Origin of the sequence: Desulfobotulus mexicanus (genome assembly GCF_006175995.1) — a bacterium.
Taxonomy (GTDB): domain Bacteria; phylum Desulfobacterota; class Desulfobacteria; order Desulfobacterales; family ASO4-4; genus Desulfobotulus; species Desulfobotulus mexicanus.
In genome coordinates, this window is the sequence record NZ_VDMB01000007.1 from 37,503 (window position 1) to 55,161 (window position 17,659).

Genomic DNA, 17,659 nt, shown 5'->3' on the forward strand with positions numbered 1-17,659 from the left:
AAGGTAAACTTAAAAATAGAGACAAAGACCGACTGATAAAACCCTGCCATACAAAATAACCAGGCTCAATACCATGCCGGCACACATTTTTTACTCCTCAAAATGCTGTCTGAAAAAGACTGGAGCATTGACCGTGAGAGTTAAAAAAACCGAAACAAAAGCAAAACATCCTCCCGGACAGGCACAAAGACCAAAAAGAGAGCTTGACGCAAGGCCCATCTTTTGAAAGAGAGAATCTGTAAAATGGCATGGTGTCTTAAAACACTAAACGACAGAATCTTTTTTCCTGTTGCACTTAACCATGAATCCAATTATATTTTTTCTCTGATTTTTAGATGCACTGCAACATAAAATAAAAAACAGAAGAGATCCATGTATAAAACAGTTCAAAACAGACACATCAATATATATTATCCAGTTCAAAAAAAGATAGCTTTCACAGGCTTTTCCGTATTCCCGGCCACAGGGATACGATAGTCATATTTTTATTTCATTATTTTTTCCCAAAACGGTTCCTGCGGGAACCCGCAAACCCGGCACAGGTGCAGAAAAATCCCCGGAACGGGAACTCACAAATAAAACCTGCACGGCACTCCGGCTTGCTTAAAAGGAGATTCATGATGTCATTGATGGAAAAATTCTGGGCTACTGCCAAAGAAAAACAAAAAACCATTGTTCTCCCCGAAGGAGATGACGAACGTACCATTGATGCGGCCCATACCATCATGGAAAACGGTCTTGTCAAAGAACTGGTAATTCTCGGGGATGAAAAAGCCCTTGAAAAGGCATTTAACGAAAAAGGTTACCCCCTTCGCTGCCGTCTCATTGATCCTGCAACCAGTGAACTCAGGGAAAAATTTGCAGCAGAATTTTTTGAAATGCGCAAAGCCAAGGGTATAACCCCTGAAAAAGCCAATGAAACCATGAAAGATCCCCTCTTTTTCGGGGCCATGATGGTAAAGCTTGGCATTGCAGACGGTGCCGTGGCAGGGGCAAAAAATACCACAGGAGATGTACTCCGGGCTGCCATTCAGGTTATTGGCACCAAGCCGGGCATGAAAACCGTTTCCAGCTGCTTTATAATGGTCACACCCCACAAAAATTTCGGCGTGGATGGCACCCTTATTTTTGCAGACTGCGCCGTTAACATTGATCCTGATGCCACCAAGCTTGCAGAAATTGCCTCTGCTTCCGCAGACTCATGCCAGTCTTTCCTTGAAACTACACCTAAAGTAGCCATGCTCTCTTTTTCCACAAAGGGAAGCGCAAAGCATGAGTACGTAGACAAGGTAACCCAGGCCGTGGAAATTCTCAAAACCAACCGCCCGGACCTTCAGGCTGACGGTGAGCTTCAGGCAGATGCAGCCCTCCTTGCTTCCGTAGGGGCCAAAAAAGCTCCGGGAAGCCCCATCCCAGGAGAAGCAAATGTTTTGATATTCCCTGATATTCAGGCAGGAAATATCGGATACAAGCTTGTTGAACGCCTGGGCGGTGCCGAAGCCATAGGACCCATTATTCAAGGCCTTGCAAAACCGGTAAATGACCTCTCAAGGGGTTGTAAATATATGGATATTGTTAATGTAACGGCCATTACTGCCGTACAGGCCGACTAACCCGAAAAGAAGAAAGAAGAGATGCCCCATGAAAATTCTTGCCCTTAACTGCGGAAGCTCCTCGCTTAAATACCAGCTTTTTGACTGGACGAACAAAGAAGTCATTGCCACCGGCGTGGTAGAGCGTATCGGCATTGGCGACTCCTTCATTGAACACAAAGTACCCAACAAAGATTACAAAAAGAAAATCAAGTATGCCATTGACAACCATGAAACAGCAATTCAATGGATTATCAACGCGTTGACCACCGGTGAAGGTACTGTAATCGAAAGCATGGAAGAAATCTCTGCCGTAGGCCACCGGGTCGTCCATGGCGGTGAGCAGTTCAACCAGAGCGTTCTCATTACCGATGACGTGATCAACCACATTGCGGCCGTTTCCCATCTGGCTCCTCTGCACAATCCGGCCAACCTTGTAGGTATCCGGGCCGCCCGTACTGCCATGCCCAAAATTCCCCATGTAGCCATCTTTGACACGGCCTTCCACCAGAGCATGCCGGAACATGCCTATCTCTATGCCCTTCCCTACGAGTGGTATAAAGATTTTTCCGTACGCCGCTACGGCTTCCACGGAACCAGCCATCTCTATGTATCCAAGCGTGCAGCTGCACTCATGGGCAAGAATGCTAACGAATGCAATATTATAACCCTGCACATCGGTAACGGCGTTTCCTGCTCTGCCATCAAAAAAGGCCTCTCCATAGACACCACCATGGGCTTTACTCCCCTTGCCGGAGCCATCATGGGAACACGCTGCGGTGACATCGACCCTGCCATTCCCATGTTCATGATGCAGCGTCTTGATGTCGGCCCCCGCTACATGGATAACCTCCTGAACAAAAAATCCGGTGTTCTCGGCATCACCGGCAAATTCACCGACCGCAGGGACATAGAAGAAGCCGCCGAAGCCGGAGATTCCCGCTGCAAGCTTGCCATTGAAATGGAAGCGTACAAGCTGCGTAAATCCGCAGGGGAATATGCCTTTGCCCTTGGTAGTGTAGATGCCATTGTCTTTACCGCAGGTGTAGGTGAAAACTCCGGTCTTATCCGTCAGAAAACCCTTGAAGGCCTTGAATTCTTCGGAATCAAGATCGACAAGGAAAAGAACATGAGCACCTTCAGCAAGCATGGAGAAACGGAAATCTCCACGCCGGACTCCAAGGTGAAGGTCTTCATGATCCCCACCAATGAAGAACTTGTCTTTGTGGAAGACGTTGTAGCCATCATTCATGACCAGTACGAAGACCACACAAAATATCCCTATACCTTCCTGAAGTAACAGGAACCAGGGATAAAACATAAAAAAACCGGCTGCCTTCCTTACATAAGGAAAGGGGCCGGTTTTTTTATTGTCTGATCTTTAGTAATTATTCAGTCATTAATTTCAAAAACCTGACTCCATAAAAAGACAATCGGGCTGTTTGCGAGTGACATTGCAATCGTTTCGGATCAGAGCTTTGAAGGCCTGTGCGAAAGAAGCGGCAAACTGTCTGAGCCGCCACAAAGGCAGCGTGCTTAAGCCTGCCATGGTAATAAAAAAGCTTATCCTGCCTGTGGCGGGGAGTTTTTGCCGCTTCCGCACAGGACAAGAAGCTCCCGAATAAGATTGCGTCACGAACAAATAGCCCGGTTGTCTATGCTCCTGATTTATGGTACTCCATTTGCCAAAGAAAAATTGTGCTGAACAATTACAATCTTTATGGAATCAGGAATCAGTTTTCATCTCAAGAATACGCGCATAAAGATCCTTGCGGTCCATGCCAAGACTTCCGGCAAGCCGCTTTGCAAGTGCAGAGGGTTTCTCCATGCCATCCTCAAGGGCTTTTATAATGAGGGCGTCCAGATCCTCCGGGCCTTCACCTTCATCACAAACTTCACTATCTTCTCTGCCGGCCACCATGAGGGAACATTCCCCCCGGATTTTCTCCCGGGTCTTCAGTTCCCCTGCAATCTCTGATAAAGGCCCCCGAATATATTCCTCATACATCTTGGTCATCTCCCGACCCAGAACCCCATGACGGTTTCCAAAAATATCCAGAAGCTCCTCAAGGAATACCATCAGGCTGTGGGGAGAAACATAAAAAATGAGGGGAAACCGGATTTCGGAAAGATCCTGAAGCCACCTTCGCCTGCGACCGGCTTTTTTGGGTGGAAACCCGCAGAATGTAAAACTGTCCGTGGGAAGCCCGGATACACTCATCAGGGTGACAGCGGCAGAAACACCGGGGACAGGCACAAGGGGCAGACCCGCAGCGAGAACCTCCCGGACCAGAACAAAACCCGGATCAGAAAGGGAAGGAGTTCCTGCATCGGAAACCAGAGCAATGGACTCTCCCTGTCGCAGGGCCTCCACAAGGATCTGACTGCGGTAAACCTCATTATGTTCATGCAGGGATACCATGGGTTTCTGAATGTTGAAACGGGCCAGAAGCCGGGCTGTATTACGGGTATCCTCGGCAGCCACCCTATCCACCGATGCAAGGACATCAAGGGCCCTGAAGGTAATGTCCCCCAGATTTCCTATGGGGGTGGAAACAATATAAAGATGGCCGGGCTTTACCCCATCATTCTTCAGGGCAAAAGGCATCAGGGATGTGGAAACATTGTCCATTGGCATTCACCGCAATCACATCAAAACGTATATAAGGATTATCCAGAGATTTCCGACTGAGATAAAAAAGGGCGGTGCGGATAATTTTCTGCTGCTTTCTCCTGTCCACCGTCTCAAAGGCCGTACCATAAGCGGATGAACTCCGGGCCTTCACTTCTACAAAAACAAGGATCTCCCCTTGCCTGGCCACTATATCTATTTCCCCGAAACGGCTCCTGAAATTATTTGCAAGAATACAAAAGCCAGCCTTCTTAAGAAAATCACAGGCTACCCTTTCCGCAGCCTGCCCTTTGATCCGGGAAAAAAGACCACTCATCGGACAAACTCACTAACTCCCCTGAAAGAACGCCGGTGAACGGGCAGCACACCCATTCGGGCAATGGCATCCTTGTGGCTGCGGGTGGGATAACCCTTATGACGGGCCAGCCCGTATCCGGGATATTCTTTATCCAGCTCTTTCATGATCTCATCCCTTGTCACCTTGGCCACAACAGAAGCCGCTGCAATGCTCGCAGATTTTCCGTCTCCACCCACAATGGCCTGCTGGCCCAAAGGAAGTTCCAGGGTGAATTTTCCATCTATCAGTAAAAAATCAGGTGAAACAGAAAGATTGTTCACGGCAAGCACCATGGACTCCAGGGAAGCCCGGAGAATATTGATTTCATCAATCCTGAGCTCAGAAACAATACCTATACCAATGGCAAGACACTGGGAAGGAATGCGTGCAAAAAGATCTTTTCTGCGGGATTCACTGAGCTTTTTGGAATCATTAAGGCCGGGCAGATCATAGTCCGTACGTAAAATCACCGCAGCAGAAACAACAGGGCCGGCCAGGGGTCCCCTGCCGGCCTCATCCACACCTGCTATGCATGAAAAACCCTTTTCATGGCACATGGATTCAAAACTGTACATATCTATCCCGCTATCCCCCCTGCCGGCACATACCGGCAGGGGAAGAGAGAGATCAATAAGATCCCTTTTCCTTGATGCGGGCAGCCTTGCCCCGAAGATTCCGGAGATAGTAGATCTTCGCACGGCGTACACGCCCACGGGTCACCACTTCAACTTTATCAATAATGGGGGAGTGCAGAGGAAAAACACGTTCCACACCCACACCACCGGAAATTTTACGTACGGTAAAAGATGCCTGGGGAAGATTACCACGCTTACGGCAAATCACCACACCTTTAAAAATCTGGATGCGCTGCTTCTCCCCTTCTTTAATCTTAACATGCACGTTCACCGTATCTCCCGCACCGAAGGCAGGCATATCAAGGCGCATGCTTTCCTGTTCCAGTCTTTCAATGATATTCATTTGATTCTCTCCAAGCTTTGCGGGTATGCCCCGCATCCGTTAAATGTCTTTTCCTTCCAGCGGCTCTCCAACCAGCCGGTCCAGCAAAATGGCTGCTGCGGAACGCACCGAAAGGTGATTATATGCTGCAGCCCCGCGGACTGGTTCCAGAATCCGGTCCGCAGACAACATCAGGGGTTCAGCGAGTCCCCATGCAGTTCCAAATACAAGAAGGCAGGCCTGCCCTCCGCTAATCATTGCCCTCAGTGACCCATGGGAAAGTGCCTGCTCAGAGGATCTGGCCGTTGTAGCAACCACCATGGGCCTGCACCCCAGATCTTCCTTGACGGCCTCAACCGCCTCTTCCATATCATGGCAGAGATGAATAAGAGACAAAGCTTCTTTTCTGTCCGGGTTATGCATTCCACCCACACCCTTTGTCCAGTGCCCAGCAATGCGTTCCACCAGGCGTTTCTGGTCTTCTAAGGGGGTAATCACGAACAGACGGCGCACACCATAGGTTTTGCAGGAACGCGCCATATCATGAAGATCCAGGTTGGTCACCGCCGATGCAATGGTTTCCCCGTTCTTGTTGGTCACGGGATAATGCACAAGGGCCATATAAAGTTCAGTTATCGGCAAGGCGTGCAATCTCCCGGCTCCATTTTTGGAGGATACTGCGCTCCTCCCTGCTGAAACTCCGGTCTTCCAAAAGATCGGGCCGTTTCAGAAAAGTCCGTTTCAAAGAGGTTTCCAGACGCCATGAATCAATGGCCCTATGATTTCCCGAAAGAAGCACAGCAGGAACCTCCATGCCTTCATACACCGGAGGCCGGGTATAATGGGCATACTCAATCAATCCTTCAGAAAAAGATTCCTTCTCAGCAGAATCTTCTCCCCCCAGAACTCCGGGGATAAGCCGGATCACCGCATCCATAACAACCATGGCAGCAAGCTCTCCACCGGTCAGGACATAGTCCCCGATGGAAAGTTCCATGTCAGCCTTTATACAGGCACGTTCATCCATGCCTTCATAGCGGCCACAGACCATAATCATTCCTTTTTCCCGCGCCAGATCCTCGGCAAGGGACTGGGAAAAAGGCTGCCCCTGCGGGGTCATGACAATCACAGGTGCACCTGGCATCTCACTTTGGAGATGGGCAATCCCCTTCATGAGTGGCTCTGGCTTCATCACCATACCACATCCACCGCCATAGGGCTTGTCATCGGTGACCTTATGAACACCCTCGGCAAAGGCCCTCAGATCCACGGCTTTTCCCGTAATAAACCCGCCCATAATGGCTCTGCGAACCATACCCGTAGACCAGAAACCATCGAACATCTCCGGAAAAATGGATAAAGCAGCATAATGAAACGGAGAAGGCATACTGTTCACAGATCAAGAAACCCTTCCGGAAGCCGGACAATAATATAACCTTCTTCCAAAAGCACATCACAGACCCAGTCCGGATGGGCCGGCACCGCATATTCTTTATCGGGACCCACCACATCCAGAAGATCATAGGCTCCGGTTTCCATAATGCCCCGGATCTTCCCAAGGGAAAAACCTTCCTGCGTGCGTACCTCCAGTCCCATAAGATCACTCCAGTAATAGTAGCCATCTCCGGGATCCGGAAAACGGTCCTGATCAGCAAAAACAATACCTCCGACCAGATCCTGTGCAGCATTGCAGTCTGTAATACCCTCAAAACGCAACAAAAGTACAGGCCCTTTATGGACTTGTACCTGAAGTACCCGAAAAATACGGTTGGGGTCCACGCCCTTTTTCTCACGAATCCAGAGGGGACCACAGTCCGTATAGACGGAAAGGGATGCGGCATCGGAATACACCTTCAGGTTACCCGCAAGACCATGGGTTCCCACAATCTTTCCTATCCGTACAGGTTTCATCTTTTCCTTCATCCCGGAATACGTTTAAAAATCAATTCCTGCTGCTCATCCCGTATCCCAGGAGAGTTTTACTCAATAATCTCAAGAACTGTGCGTTTTTTTACCTTGGCCGAGGCTGCACTCAGAATCGTCCGCATGGCACGGGCCGTGCGCCCCTGCTTGCCAATGACCTTCCCCAGATCCTCTTTGGCCACCTTCAGTTCCAGAACAGATGTCTGATTTCCTTCAATTTCTGAAACCGCCACCTGATCCGGATGATCCACCAAAGCCTTAGCGATATAATCGATCAGCTCTTTCATCGCGCATCTCCTTGCAGTACCAACATTAGGACAGAGGAAGGCTTACGAAAAACAACACACCGCATCATGCAGAGGCCGAATCCGTAACGCCGCTTTTCTTAAGAATACTACGAACGGTATCCGAAGGAATTGCACCCTCACCCAGCCAGTAGCGTACCCGCTCGTCCTTCACTGTGATTTCAGCAGGATCTCTCAGGGGGTTATAAGTACCCACAATCTCGATAAAACGACCATCACGGCGGGCTTCGGAATCCGCAACCACAATGCGGTAGAAAGGTTTTTTCTTGGTGCCCATCCGGGTCATTCTGATTTTTACTGCCATCTTTTTCAGTCTCCTTGCAACGATCTTTTTAGAAGGGAAGCATGCCACGCATGCCGCGCATGCCCTTTAAGCCACCCTTGTTCAGTTTTTTGACCATTTTCATGGTCTGGGTGTAGTTTTTCAAAAGCTGATTCACATCCTGCACCCGGGTACCACTCCCCCGGGCAATGCGTTTTCTCCGGGAACCGTTAATAATGGCATGGCGCCTGCGTTCTTCCGGCGTCATGGAATTAATGATAGCCTCCACCCGGACCAGTTCCCGTTCATCAATATTCATCTTGCCCAGTGCCTTTTCATTCACACCGGGCAACATTTTCAGAAGATCTCCGATGGGCCCCATCTTACGGACCTGCAACAACTGATCCCGGAAATCTTCAAGGGTGAACTCATTTTTCCTGAGCTTGCGCTCCAGATCGGCAGCCTGCTTTTCATCCACCATCTCCTGGGCTTTTTCGATGAGAGAAAGGGTGTCTCCCATCCCAAGAATTCGGGATGCCATACGATCCGGATGAAAAAGATCCAGAGCGGAAATTTTCTCTCCCGTACCAACAAACTTAACCGGACGCCCGGTAACCGAACGTATGGAAAGGGCTGCCCCCCCTCTGGCATCCCCATCTGTCTTGGTGAGGATAATACCGCCAATACCCAGATCCTGATCAAAGGCAGAGGCCATTTTTACGGCATCCTGACCCGTCATGGCATCGGCCACCAGAAGAATATCCGAAGGGATCATCTTCTCCCGGATACGGACCAGCTCAGCCATCAGGGTTTCATCCACATGAAGCCTGCCCGCCGTATCCACCAGAAGCACGTCACAACCCTGTTTTCTGGCATCTTCTCTGGCATTAAGGCAGATATCAAGGGGATCTGAGCTGCTTTCGGAAGGATAAACAGGAACCCCGATTTCCCCGGCCAGCTTCTGCAACTGCTCAATGGCCGCAGGCCGGTAAACATCTGCTGGTACCAGATAGGGTTTTTTACCTGCCTTACGCAGGTAAAGGGCCAGCTTCCCTGCAGTAGTTGTTTTACCTGCACCCTGCAGGCCCACAAGCATGATAACTGCGGGTTTCGGACCCGAAAGATCCAGAGGTACACTGGCCTCCCCCATGAGGCTTGTAAGCTCCTCATAGACAATCTTTACCACCTGCTGACCCGGAGTCAGGCTTTCCATCACTTCCCGTCCCAGGGAACGGGCCTTGACATCGGCCACAAACTGCTTGACCACACGATAGTGAACATCGGCTTCCAGAAGCGCCATACGCACTTCTTTCATACCATCTTCAATATGGGCTTCGGTCAGCTTTCCCCTGCCCTTGAGGGATTTAAAAACGCTGCCTAATCTTTCGTTTAAACTGTCAAACATGAAAAGTCATCCTAAGGGTCCAATCAAAAGCTTGAATTTAACGGGCAAAGGGTGATAAGTCAACCCAAATCAGGCAAGGCCCATGCCAGCGCCCACCAGAAAACCTAAAGACTCCGGATTATGATAAAAAAAGAAACAGTAAACCCAGACATCCTGGACTTCACCCTTCCCGAACTCCGGGAATATTTTACGGCAGAGGGTATGCCAGCCTTCCGGGCAAACCAGATACATAAATGGCTCTACCTGCATCAGGCTGACAGCTTTGAATCCATGACAGATGTGGGAAAACAGCTCCGCAAAGACCTTGAAAACATTTTCCGTCTCTCCCGTCTGCACATTGATAATGTGGCCCTTTCCAGAGACGGCTCAAGAAAATTTGTCTTCCGGCTCAATGACGGACACTTAATTGAATCCGTTCTCATTCCGGAAAAGGATCACCATACCCTGTGCATTTCCTCCCAGGTGGGCTGTGCCCAGAACTGCCGGTTCTGCATGACCGCAAAGAATGGTTTCACCCGCAATCTCTCCACGGGAGAGATTGTAGCTCAGGTTAGGGATATCCGCCACCAGATACAAATGGAAGCAGCCGGAAAACCCGAAGAAAAGGAAGCAAGGCTTTCCAACGTCGTTTTCATGGGCATGGGAGAACCCCTTGCCAATTACGCAAATGTGAAAAAAGCCATAGAGATTCTCACAGACGGAGACTGCGGTCTCAAGATCTCTAAGCGCAGAGTCACTGTTTCCACCTCCGGCATCCTTCCAAGACTTGCGGATCTGGGCCGGGACACCCAAGTTAATCTGGCTATATCACTGAATGCCACAGATAACAAGACACGTGAAAGCCTGATGCCCGTCAGCAGAACTTACTCACTGGAAGATCTTCTGGCAGCCTGCCGGAAATACCCCCTGACACCCCGGCAGAAAATCACCTTTGAATATATTCTCCTCAAAGATATCAACGACTCCTTTGAAGATGCCCGAAAGCTTGCCCGGCTCCTCAGTGGCATCAAGGCAAAAATCAACCTGATCCCCTTTAATGAGCATCCGGGGTGTACATTCAGGCGTCCTGCCGAGACCCATATCCATGCCTTTTTACGGGTGCTTCAGGACAAGGGTTATACAGCCATTATCCGGTGGAGCAAAGGTGAAGATATTGGTGCCGCCTGCGGTCAGCTGGCCGGTACGGCAAAATCAGATCATGAGTCCCCGGACCTCAGTACTCCGCAGGGGGAGAACCTCTAAATTTTCCCCTTCCCCCCTGCCATCCATGTGCAGGGTTACAGGTACGGCATCTCCGGCCTTGGTATAACCCGCCACGATACCTGCAGCCAGCAAACGCATCTTAATGTCAGCAGGTCCGCAAAGGAAACCCAGGGGACCGGGGAAATTCACGGTCCGGATACGGTAAAACCGGTCCGGATCAAAAAAACCCTGCAAAAAATCATTGTCCTTTCCCGTCCTGCCCACCACAAGCTTTGTCTCCGGAGAAAGACGAAAATGCCGTCCTCCCTTTAAAAGATGGCAGTCAAGGCCGCCAGCTTCCGCTTCATGTTCCAGAAGATCCTTGAGTCTTCTGCAAAAAAGCTGATCCGTGAGGAGACAGCCCCCCGCTGGGGCGGGAAAATCCTTTACTCCGAATTCCTTTGCAAGAGCCAGCTGGGGTTTTCTTCCCCTTCCCTGAATGGCCAAAAGGCGTTTTCTATCCACCAGACCCTGTTTTTCCACAGAGGTCTCCGGAAGATTCAGGGCGGAAAGGGGCCTCAGAATCACTCCTTCATACCCCGATCTTTTTTCCACATAACGAAGGGCCGAACGGGTCTGGGACATGGGCCGCTGTCCGGATACCTCTCCGCTGAAAAGAAAATCAAAACCTTCTTCGGACATAATGCGCCCGGCTTCCCGGAACATAAGGGCATGACAATCCTTGCATGGATTCATCGTTCTCCCATAGCCTCCATCCGGATCTTTGAGCATGGGAAGATATTGTTCTGTAATATCTCTAACATAAAGGGGTATGTCATACTGCCTGGAAGCCCTGATGGCATTGGCAGCATCAAAAAAAGGTGTTTCAAAGGATACCCAGCTGACATCTATACCCTGCTTTCTGAGGATGAGAGCAGCAAGAATACTGTCCAAGCCACCCGAAGAAAGCCCCAGAGCCTTTACTTTTTTCATTTAAAATCCCACTTAATCATCAAAAAATAAAAAATCACACAAGACACCAAAAAAACAGGCCTTGAAAACGATGGATTTTTTACAGCAAATGAATTTTTCTTGCAATCCCCAAGGCCCCTGTTCCTATCCCGGCACCAAATCCCATTGACACCATGCTCAGTTTCAGACAAGTATAGTAACCATGAATATTATGACTCCCGGCTATATGAATGCCCTTTTGGCAAAAAAGAATATCCCTGATTAATTGATGACAAAGCTCTTGTCGTGACGGATTATCTGCCCGTCTGCATTCTGATACGGATTTGCAGCCTTTAAAAAAAGCGGCTATTTTTTTTACAACTGTCTTTTTGTTCGCAGATCAAAGCCCGTTCCGTCACCCGATTATCTATCCCCAAACCCCACAAAGAGGCGCTTATGTACGTGAAGTGCTGGGGGGCACGCGGTTCCATTCCAGTATCCGGGCCTCAATACAACCGCTACGGCGGCGATACGGCCTGCATGGAAATCCGGAACTCCCAAGACGACATCCTGATCATTGATGCAGGTACAGGTATCCGCCGTCTGGGCAATCGGCTCCTTGAGGAAAAGCGTTTCCACTATCATCTGCTCTTCACCCACGCCCATTGGGATCATCTCATGGGCTTCCCCTTCTTTAAGCCCATATTCAGGGAAGGGACCACCATTCATGTTTTCCGCTGTCCTTCATCAAACGGCTACGCAGAATCCATGATTACAAGGGTGATGACACCACCCAATTTTCCCATCAAATACTCGGATCTGAAGGCAAAAATTCTTTTTGAAGACGGATGCCCGAAACCCTTTTTTCTGGGAGATCTGAAAATCACCCCCATTGCCCTGAGCCACCCCAATGGAGGCTGTGGATACCGTTTTACGGAAAAGGGTAAAAACTTCATATTTCTGACGGACAATGAGCTGGGCTATTGCCATCCTGGAGGACTGAGGTTTCAGGAATATCTGAACTTATGCACAGAAGCCGACCTTCTTATCCATGATGCTGAATACACACCCGATGAATACACAAAAAAAATATGCTGGGGCCATTCTTCCTATACCGATGTTGTTGAACTGGCCATAGCCGCCGGTGTCAAACGACTGGGGCTGTTCCACCACAATCAGGAACGTTCCGATGCGGCCATTGATGCCATTGTTGAGGATGCCAGGCAACGCATCCATAAATCTGGCAGCTCCATGGAATGCTTTGCCGTTGCAGCGGATATGCATTTTAATCTGTGAGCGAAACAAGGAGAAAATCCATGGAAATTTCCCTTGAAAAAGCAGCTGAACTTCTTAAAAAAAGTCGAAATACTGTAGCGCTGACCGGCGCAGGCATCTCAGTTGAAAGCGGTATTCCCCCTTTCAGAGGAAAGGGGGGGCTCTGGGAAACCATGGATCCCATGGAATTTGCCCATATCAGGGCATTCCGGAATAATCCTGAAAAAGTATGGGATCTTTTGCTGCGGACCATGAAGGATGTTCTGGAAAAAGCCCGTCCCAACCCCGCCCACCATGCCCTTGCAGATATGGAAAAAACCGGAAAACTTGAAGCCATCATCACCCAGAATATCGACGGGCTGCATCAGGCTGCGGGCAACAAAAAAGTCATTGAATTCCACGGAAGCTTTGCACGCATCATCTGCACCGACTGCCACAGAAGCCTTCCCATTCAGGAGCTTTTTCTGGAAGAACTCCCCCCTTTGTGTACCTGTGGAGGAATACTGCGACCAGACTGTGTATTCTTCGGGGAAAACATCCCGGAAGATGCCCTGTATACAGCACAGGAATACAGCATAAGCTGTGATCTCATGCTGGTAATCGGCACATCCGCAGAGGTCTGGCCTGCGGCGGATCTGCCAAGGATGGCAAAAAACAGAAGCGCACTGATTCTGGAAATAAACCCGGAACCCACATCACTGACCCCGATATCCGACGGGCTTCTCAGGGGCCGGGCAGGAGAGCTTCTTCCGCAGCTTGTAGCAAGGGTACAGGGTTAAAAAATTGTTCTGAATAATTACTTATTCAGAACAGTTTATTCCGAACTGCCAATGCTGTAGTTGCATCAGCTTCGTAATGCTGCAAGACTCTGTGGCTATTTGCAAGTGACATTGCAATCGTTTCGGATCAGAGCTTTACAGGCCTGTGCTAAAGAAGCGGCAAACTGTCTGAGCCGCCACAAAGGCAGCGTACCAAGGCCTGCTATGGTAATCAAAAAGCTTATCCTGCCTGTGGCGGGGAGTTTTTGCCGCTTCCGCACAGGGCAAGAAGCTCCCGAATAAGATTGCGTCACGGGCAAATAGCCTGGGGCCTGTGCATCTGTCTTGCAGGTATGGTACCTGGAAAGCTTTTCTGAACAGTTACCTGAATAATTACAAAACAATCTCCGGTTTTTACATGCCGGTCAAAACAAGGATTCAGGCCCTGCATGCAAGGAACCAGAACCCATATATTCTGGGATGCCCCCTTCGGCCTCAGACATCTTGTCCCATGGCTTATCAAATTTGGGTATCCGCCTTCTCCCTACGAAAAGACAGCACAGGGTGAAAAACCGAACCCTCTGGAAATTGTCTTCACAGGAGCAGGCTCCCTACTGCCTTCCGACCTGCCCGACAATATAATTTGCATATGCATCGGCGCGGAACCAGACAGAAGAACTAAATATTTTCTTCAAACACCCATCGCACCACGTGCCCTTGCCCACCTGCTGGCCCATCTCCGGTGTCCTGAAAAAATATATAGCTATAAACCCGGAATTCCATCGGATTTCATGGAAATCATTCCATGGCTGGACTCACTGAATACTGGAAATGCAGCCATTTATCTTCCTGAACTTTTTCAGTATATCGACGATGAAAAAGCAGACACAGCGATTTTCCCCATTCTGACGGATAAAATACAAACCCTTTTACAGCAGAGCCCGGACCTTATCCTCCTTGGTCTTGAACAGGGCGGAGTGAGGACGAGAATCATCTGCGCTCGCAAGGCAGGCCAGCTTGTTCCCAAAGAAGCCCTACCTCTGCTTCTTGAACTTCTCGATAAAAGCCATGTTCCGGATGAAAGCGAAACCCTGATAAGGGCCATCGGAATGTTTTCAGCCCCCTCCGCAAGGGAATGTCTGGAACGGGAAGCATTGGGGGAAGACACGGTCCGTGCCCTTGCAGCCATTGAAAGTCTTGGGAAAAACCATACAGATCCCGAAACGCTGCGCCTCCTGTCCTCACTTATTGACCATAAAGAACCCATCATAGCCGCCGATGCCGCAAATGCTCTGGCAGCCACGGACACAGAAGCCAGCCATGAAGCTCTGGCGGAACACCTCCACCCGGAAGATGCACTGGTTCGTAAAACAGTCGCTACCCTTCTGGTGCGTGCCGGAAAAAAAGCCCTTTTACCCGTGAGTCGGGCCATGGAAAAAGGCAGCCCTCCGGAACGCATCATAGCGGCCCTGATACTTGGACACATGGGGCTTTCCGAAGCCATTGATCCCCTCTGCGGACAGCTGCGCCATCCAGATGCCAATGTCCGCTTCTCCGTGTGTGAAGCTTTGGGAAGAATTGCTTCGAAAAAGACCTTTCTGCCCCTGATTGCTGCCCTTGGAGACAGCAATCAGGATGTGGTTTGCTCTGCCATTACCGGCCTCAACTATCAGCATCCGAAAACCGGTGCCAATGCTGTCCGCCAGACCATGGCAGCCCGCCCCCGAATAAAATCAACCCTCATTGCTGCCATCGCTGCTATGCAGGCCACTGATCTTTTTCTGGGCCTGTCCGATGACAGAAAAACTGCCAAAGCAATTATTCAGGCCGCAGCAGAAAGCCGAAATCCCAGCCTGCTGCACCGCTTTCTCAAGGCCTGCGCCAGCATGGAAAATCCTGTCACCCGACAAGGGTGTGAGAGCATACTGCGCAAAGCCATTGAGGAAATTCCATCGGAAAGGCCACGCATTCTCGTTACAGACGATTCGCCCACCATGCGCCGTTTCTATGAAACCCTTCTGCCTCAGTACGGCTATACAGTGGAAACGGCCCGTGACGGACTGAACGCCCTGACCAGACTACAAACGGACCCTTCACGCTTTGTCCTTGTCCTCACAGACCTCAACATGCCCAATAAAAACGGCATTGAGCTGAGTATCAGCATCCGGGAAAAAATGGGTACAGAGCTTCCCATTCTCATGGTTTCAACGGAAACCATGGAAAATCAAAAAAAGACAGCTCTTCAGGCAGGTGTCACTGCCTTTTTACGCAAACCCTTTACCACGGAAAAACTCATTGCCCAAATCCGGTCTCTGCTTAATCCGGATAAAAAAAAGAGAAAAGAATCTTCTTAAGCCTGCCTCAAAAGAAAAAACCGCATGTATCTGTGATCAGGCATGGAACCTGCAGGAATACCAGCTATCTCTTCTTCCAGATCCATAAAAAGCTTCTCCAGAACAGCACCCGTCCTGTCCGCCAGTACGGCGGGTAAAAGCCCGGTACGCTCTGAAAGCCAGGCCAGAAAATCATTTCTTATTTCAATGGGTATTGAAAATCCCCCTGCTGTTTTTTTCCTCAAAATACTGAAAAAAGAGCGGAAACGCTCTTCATGCACGGGCACAAGCCTGTTACTTCCTTCTCCCAGCCTGTCCTGAACCCAGAGGGTCAAAAGCATATTCTTCCAGGTCAGAAGTCTCCCCATACCATCCACTTCCTCAAGGCCCAGCAAGGCAAAAACATCGTCCAGAGCCAAAATGTCATCCACCTCCCCTTCTGCCCTGACAAGATCCCCATCGGAATCAAAGGGGACATAATAAGTCCCACCGGATGCTGCTGCATCAAAACGAAGGGGCATATCCAGCAAAAATCCCCCCAGAAGCCCCATGCCCTCCTCATCCCAGAAGGAAAGGGCAAGCCCGCTTCTGCGGAACCAGGCCTTTTTGTACCAGTCCCCCACCTTCCATTTCAGCCGCATCACAGGACCAGCCCCCGCCCGGAAGATAAAATCCAAACGATAGGTCCGCAAAACCGCCGTACAGGCCTGAGGAGAAGGCTCCCTTTCTCCGGTGATACGGGCAATACCTACCCGTATATATCCCATTACGGCAAGGCCTGCGGCATCCAGCTCTTCACGGGAACGCAGTACCTTTCCCCCTGAACCGATGAACCGGTTGCACAGCGCCGCCATTTCCAGATAAAGATCCGCCAGTACATTCTCTGTATCCAGAACTACCAGTGCTTCGGAAAAAACAGAATCCATGGATGCCATACGAAGACCCTGCTCAGGAATGGAGAAAACCCTCTCCTCTGTCGTTTTTGCAAAAACTTTTTTCCCCCGGCTTTCAAGCTCACCCTCCTTCAGGGGCTGGAAAAGTCCGCCTGCCTCTTCTGCGGGAATAAAACCCTTTTCTGCCAGACGTACCCTGCGCCAGTGAAGGGCAGCTTCCTCCAGTTCTGCGGGAATGGACCATGACATTTCCTGTAATATACGGAAATAAAGAGGGTGGGATGTATCCGCAAGACTGCGTATAAAAATCTGCAGGGCTTCCTCTCTGGCTTCCCTTTCTTCGGGATTACTTTCATCTTCAGGCATGGGCTTAAGCCTAAAATACAGCACATCATCCAGGGTGGCAAAACCGTCGGGAAAATCAGAAGGATCTTCATCGTGCTCCCGGATGCGCACCTCCAGATTCCGAAAAAGCCAGACATCCATCAGGTCTCCATCTTCTTCCACCATGAACTTCACAAAACGTTTGGGCGCAGCCCGGAGAAAGCGGCAGAGCCAGAGACTCATCGCTCCATAATCCGGCACATCCTTTTCCCAGCATTCCTGATCAACTATGAAATGCCACTGCCTGTCCGTTGCCATGGAAAGCACAGGCAGAAAATCATCTGGCCCGATGCGGTGCATCAGAAGAAAAAAATCCTCCTCCGGATAAGAATGAACCAGAGGCAGGGCCTGCGGGTCCGAGAGAAGAACATCAAGGGCTTCTTCTTCGGAAAGTGTCTCCAGGTGGCGTCTTTTTGTCGCAAGGGCCATCAGACGCTCTTCATGGGGGGAAAGGGACTGGGTTGTCATCC

General features: G+C 49.9%; 18 protein-coding genes. 6 read left to right on the forward strand and 12 right to left on the reverse strand.

The annotated features are described in order from the left end of the window. Window positions 1-617: 617 nt before the first annotated feature. Both pta and FIM25_RS07175 read left to right on the forward strand, forming a co-directional pair. Window positions 618-1,613: a phosphate acetyltransferase gene (gene pta, locus FIM25_RS07170; protein ID WP_218961330.1), complete on the forward strand. Its 996-nt coding sequence runs from the start codon at window positions 618-620 to the stop codon at window positions 1,611-1,613. A 28-nt stretch (window positions 1,614-1,641) separates the two neighbouring features. Next, window positions 1,642-2,892 carry an acetate kinase gene (locus tag FIM25_RS07175; protein ID WP_139447760.1) on the forward strand — a complete coding sequence of 417 codons (1,251 nt, stop codon included), beginning with the start codon at window positions 1,642-1,644 and terminating at the stop codon, window positions 2,890-2,892. Between the two features lie 426 nt (window positions 2,893-3,318). Here FIM25_RS07175 and rsmI read toward each other — a convergent pair whose 3' ends face one another. The 10 genes from rsmI to ffh form a co-directional block, all read right to left on the reverse strand. Next, window positions 3,319-4,224: a 16S rRNA (cytidine(1402)-2'-O)-methyltransferase gene (rsmI, locus tag FIM25_RS07180; protein WP_246052070.1), complete on the reverse strand. Its 906-nt coding sequence runs from the start codon at window positions 4,222-4,224 to the stop codon at window positions 3,319-3,321. Then, a complete protein-coding gene (locus FIM25_RS07185; RefSeq protein WP_139447762.1) occupies window positions 4,178-4,540 on the reverse strand; it encodes a YraN family protein in 363 nt (120 codons plus the stop codon). The genes rsmI and FIM25_RS07185 overlap by 47 nt, the downstream gene beginning before the upstream one ends. Beyond that, window positions 4,537-5,136 (reverse strand): ribonuclease HII, encoded by a 600-nt coding sequence (locus FIM25_RS07190; protein ID WP_139447764.1) that lies wholly within the window; start codon window positions 5,134-5,136, stop codon window positions 4,537-4,539. Before FIM25_RS07190 ends, FIM25_RS07185 begins: the two co-directional genes overlap by 4 nt. 52 nt (window positions 5,137-5,188) lie before the next feature. After that, window positions 5,189-5,539, reverse strand: coding sequence for a 50S ribosomal protein L19 (gene rplS / locus FIM25_RS07195; protein WP_139447766.1), 351 nt, complete (start codon window positions 5,537-5,539; stop codon window positions 5,189-5,191). Between the two features lie 39 nt (window positions 5,540-5,578). Continuing rightward, complete coding sequence (locus FIM25_RS07200) at window positions 5,579-6,160, reverse strand: RNA methyltransferase (protein ID WP_246052072.1); 582 nt, start codon at window positions 6,158-6,160, stop codon at window positions 5,579-5,581. Next, window positions 6,147-6,905: a tRNA (guanosine(37)-N1)-methyltransferase TrmD gene (gene trmD / locus FIM25_RS07205; RefSeq protein WP_139447768.1), complete on the reverse strand. Its 759-nt coding sequence runs from the start codon at window positions 6,903-6,905 to the stop codon at window positions 6,147-6,149. Before trmD ends, FIM25_RS07200 begins: the two co-directional genes overlap by 14 nt. A gap of 5 nt (window positions 6,906-6,910) precedes the next feature. After that, window positions 6,911-7,429, reverse strand: coding sequence for a ribosome maturation factor RimM (gene rimM / locus FIM25_RS07210; RefSeq protein WP_179953233.1), 519 nt, complete (start codon window positions 7,427-7,429; stop codon window positions 6,911-6,913). A 68-nt stretch (window positions 7,430-7,497) separates the two neighbouring features. Then, a complete protein-coding gene (locus tag FIM25_RS07215; RefSeq protein ID WP_139447772.1) occupies window positions 7,498-7,728 on the reverse strand; it encodes a KH domain-containing protein in 231 nt (76 codons plus the stop codon). Between the two features lie 64 nt (window positions 7,729-7,792). Further along, complete coding sequence (rpsP, locus tag FIM25_RS07220) at window positions 7,793-8,050, reverse strand: 30S ribosomal protein S16 (protein ID WP_139447774.1); 258 nt, start codon at window positions 8,048-8,050, stop codon at window positions 7,793-7,795. A 28-nt stretch (window positions 8,051-8,078) separates the two neighbouring features. Beyond that, window positions 8,079-9,413, reverse strand: a complete 1,335-nt coding sequence (gene ffh / locus FIM25_RS07225; protein ID WP_139447776.1) for a signal recognition particle protein — start codon at window positions 9,411-9,413, stop codon at window positions 8,079-8,081. A 120-nt stretch (window positions 9,414-9,533) separates the two neighbouring features. Here ffh and rlmN point away from each other — a divergent pair, with 120 nt between their 5' ends. Then, window positions 9,534-10,655 (forward strand): dual-specificity RNA methyltransferase RlmN, encoded by a 1,122-nt coding sequence (gene rlmN, locus FIM25_RS07230; RefSeq protein WP_139447777.1) that lies wholly within the window; start codon window positions 9,534-9,536, stop codon window positions 10,653-10,655. Here rlmN and FIM25_RS07235 read toward each other — a convergent pair. Further along, complete coding sequence (locus FIM25_RS07235; RefSeq protein WP_139447780.1) at window positions 10,605-11,588, reverse strand: tRNA 4-thiouridine(8) synthase ThiI; 984 nt, start codon at window positions 11,586-11,588, stop codon at window positions 10,605-10,607. The genes rlmN and FIM25_RS07235 overlap by 51 nt on opposite strands. A 414-nt stretch (window positions 11,589-12,002) precedes the next feature. On the opposite strand from FIM25_RS07235, the gene FIM25_RS07240 reads away from it, so the two are divergent. The 3 genes from FIM25_RS07240 to FIM25_RS07250 all read left to right on the forward strand — a co-directional run bounded on the left by FIM25_RS07240 (window position 12,003) and on the right by FIM25_RS07250 (window position 15,933). Continuing rightward, window positions 12,003-12,842 (forward strand): MBL fold metallo-hydrolase, encoded by an 840-nt coding sequence (locus tag FIM25_RS07240; protein ID WP_139447781.1) that lies wholly within the window; start codon window positions 12,003-12,005, stop codon window positions 12,840-12,842. A 20-nt stretch (window positions 12,843-12,862) separates the two neighbouring features. After that, window positions 12,863-13,600, forward strand: a complete 738-nt coding sequence (locus FIM25_RS07245; RefSeq protein WP_139447783.1) for an SIR2 family NAD-dependent protein deacylase — start codon at window positions 12,863-12,865, stop codon at window positions 13,598-13,600. Between the two features lie 428 nt (window positions 13,601-14,028). Further along, the gene (locus FIM25_RS07250; protein ID WP_139447785.1) at window positions 14,029-15,933 is read left to right on the forward strand and encodes a HEAT repeat domain-containing protein; all 1,905 of its coding nucleotides are present in this window, start codon (window positions 14,029-14,031) and stop codon (window positions 15,931-15,933) included. Here the strand turns inward: FIM25_RS07250 and FIM25_RS07255 are convergent. Next, complete coding sequence (locus FIM25_RS07255) at window positions 15,930-17,657, reverse strand: DUF6178 family protein (protein WP_139447787.1); 1,728 nt, start codon at window positions 17,655-17,657, stop codon at window positions 15,930-15,932. The genes FIM25_RS07250 and FIM25_RS07255 overlap by 4 nt on opposite strands. Window positions 17,658-17,659 lie beyond the last annotated feature (2 nt).

Coding starts and splice junctions, on each gene's coding strand:
- rplS (WP_139447766.1), bottom strand. CDS start 5,539: ATGAATATCATTGAAAGACTGGAACAGGAAAGCATGCGCCTTGATATG.
- rpsP (WP_139447774.1), bottom strand. CDS start 8,050: ATGGCAGTAAAAATCAGAATGACCCGGATGGGCACCAAGAAAAAACCT.
- rimM (WP_179953233.1), bottom strand. CDS start 7,429: ATGAAACCTGTACGGATAGGAAAGATTGTGGGAACCCATGGTCTTGCG.
- FIM25_RS07245 (WP_139447783.1), top strand. CDS start 12,863: ATGGAAATTTCCCTTGAAAAAGCAGCTGAACTTCTTAAAAAAAGTCGA.
- FIM25_RS07250 (WP_139447785.1), top strand. CDS start 14,029: ATGCAAGGAACCAGAACCCATATATTCTGGGATGCCCCCTTCGGCCTC.
- FIM25_RS07190 (WP_139447764.1), bottom strand. CDS start 5,136: ATGTACAGTTTTGAATCCATGTGCCATGAAAAGGGTTTTTCATGCATA.
- FIM25_RS07185 (WP_139447762.1), bottom strand. CDS start 4,540: ATGAGTGGTCTTTTTTCCCGGATCAAAGGGCAGGCTGCGGAAAGGGTA.
- FIM25_RS07215 (WP_139447772.1), bottom strand. CDS start 7,728: ATGAAAGAGCTGATCGATTATATCGCTAAGGCTTTGGTGGATCATCCG.
- pta (WP_218961330.1), top strand. CDS start 618: ATGATGTCATTGATGGAAAAATTCTGGGCTACTGCCAAAGAAAAACAA.
- FIM25_RS07235 (WP_139447780.1), bottom strand. CDS start 11,588: ATGAAAAAAGTAAAGGCTCTGGGGCTTTCTTCGGGTGGCTTGGACAGT.
- ffh (WP_139447776.1), bottom strand. CDS start 9,413: ATGTTTGACAGTTTAAACGAAAGATTAGGCAGCGTTTTTAAATCCCTC.
- rsmI (WP_246052070.1), bottom strand. CDS start 4,224: ATGGACAATGTTTCCACATCCCTGATGCCTTTTGCCCTGAAGAATGAT.
- FIM25_RS07175 (WP_139447760.1), top strand. CDS start 1,642: ATGAAAATTCTTGCCCTTAACTGCGGAAGCTCCTCGCTTAAATACCAG.
- FIM25_RS07240 (WP_139447781.1), top strand. CDS start 12,003: ATGTACGTGAAGTGCTGGGGGGCACGCGGTTCCATTCCAGTATCCGGG.
- rlmN (WP_139447777.1), top strand. CDS start 9,534: ATGATAAAAAAAGAAACAGTAAACCCAGACATCCTGGACTTCACCCTT.
- FIM25_RS07255 (WP_139447787.1), bottom strand. CDS start 17,657: ATGACAACCCAGTCCCTTTCCCCCCATGAAGAGCGTCTGATGGCCCTT.
- trmD (WP_139447768.1), bottom strand. CDS start 6,905: ATGCCTTCTCCGTTTCATTATGCTGCTTTATCCATTTTTCCGGAGATG.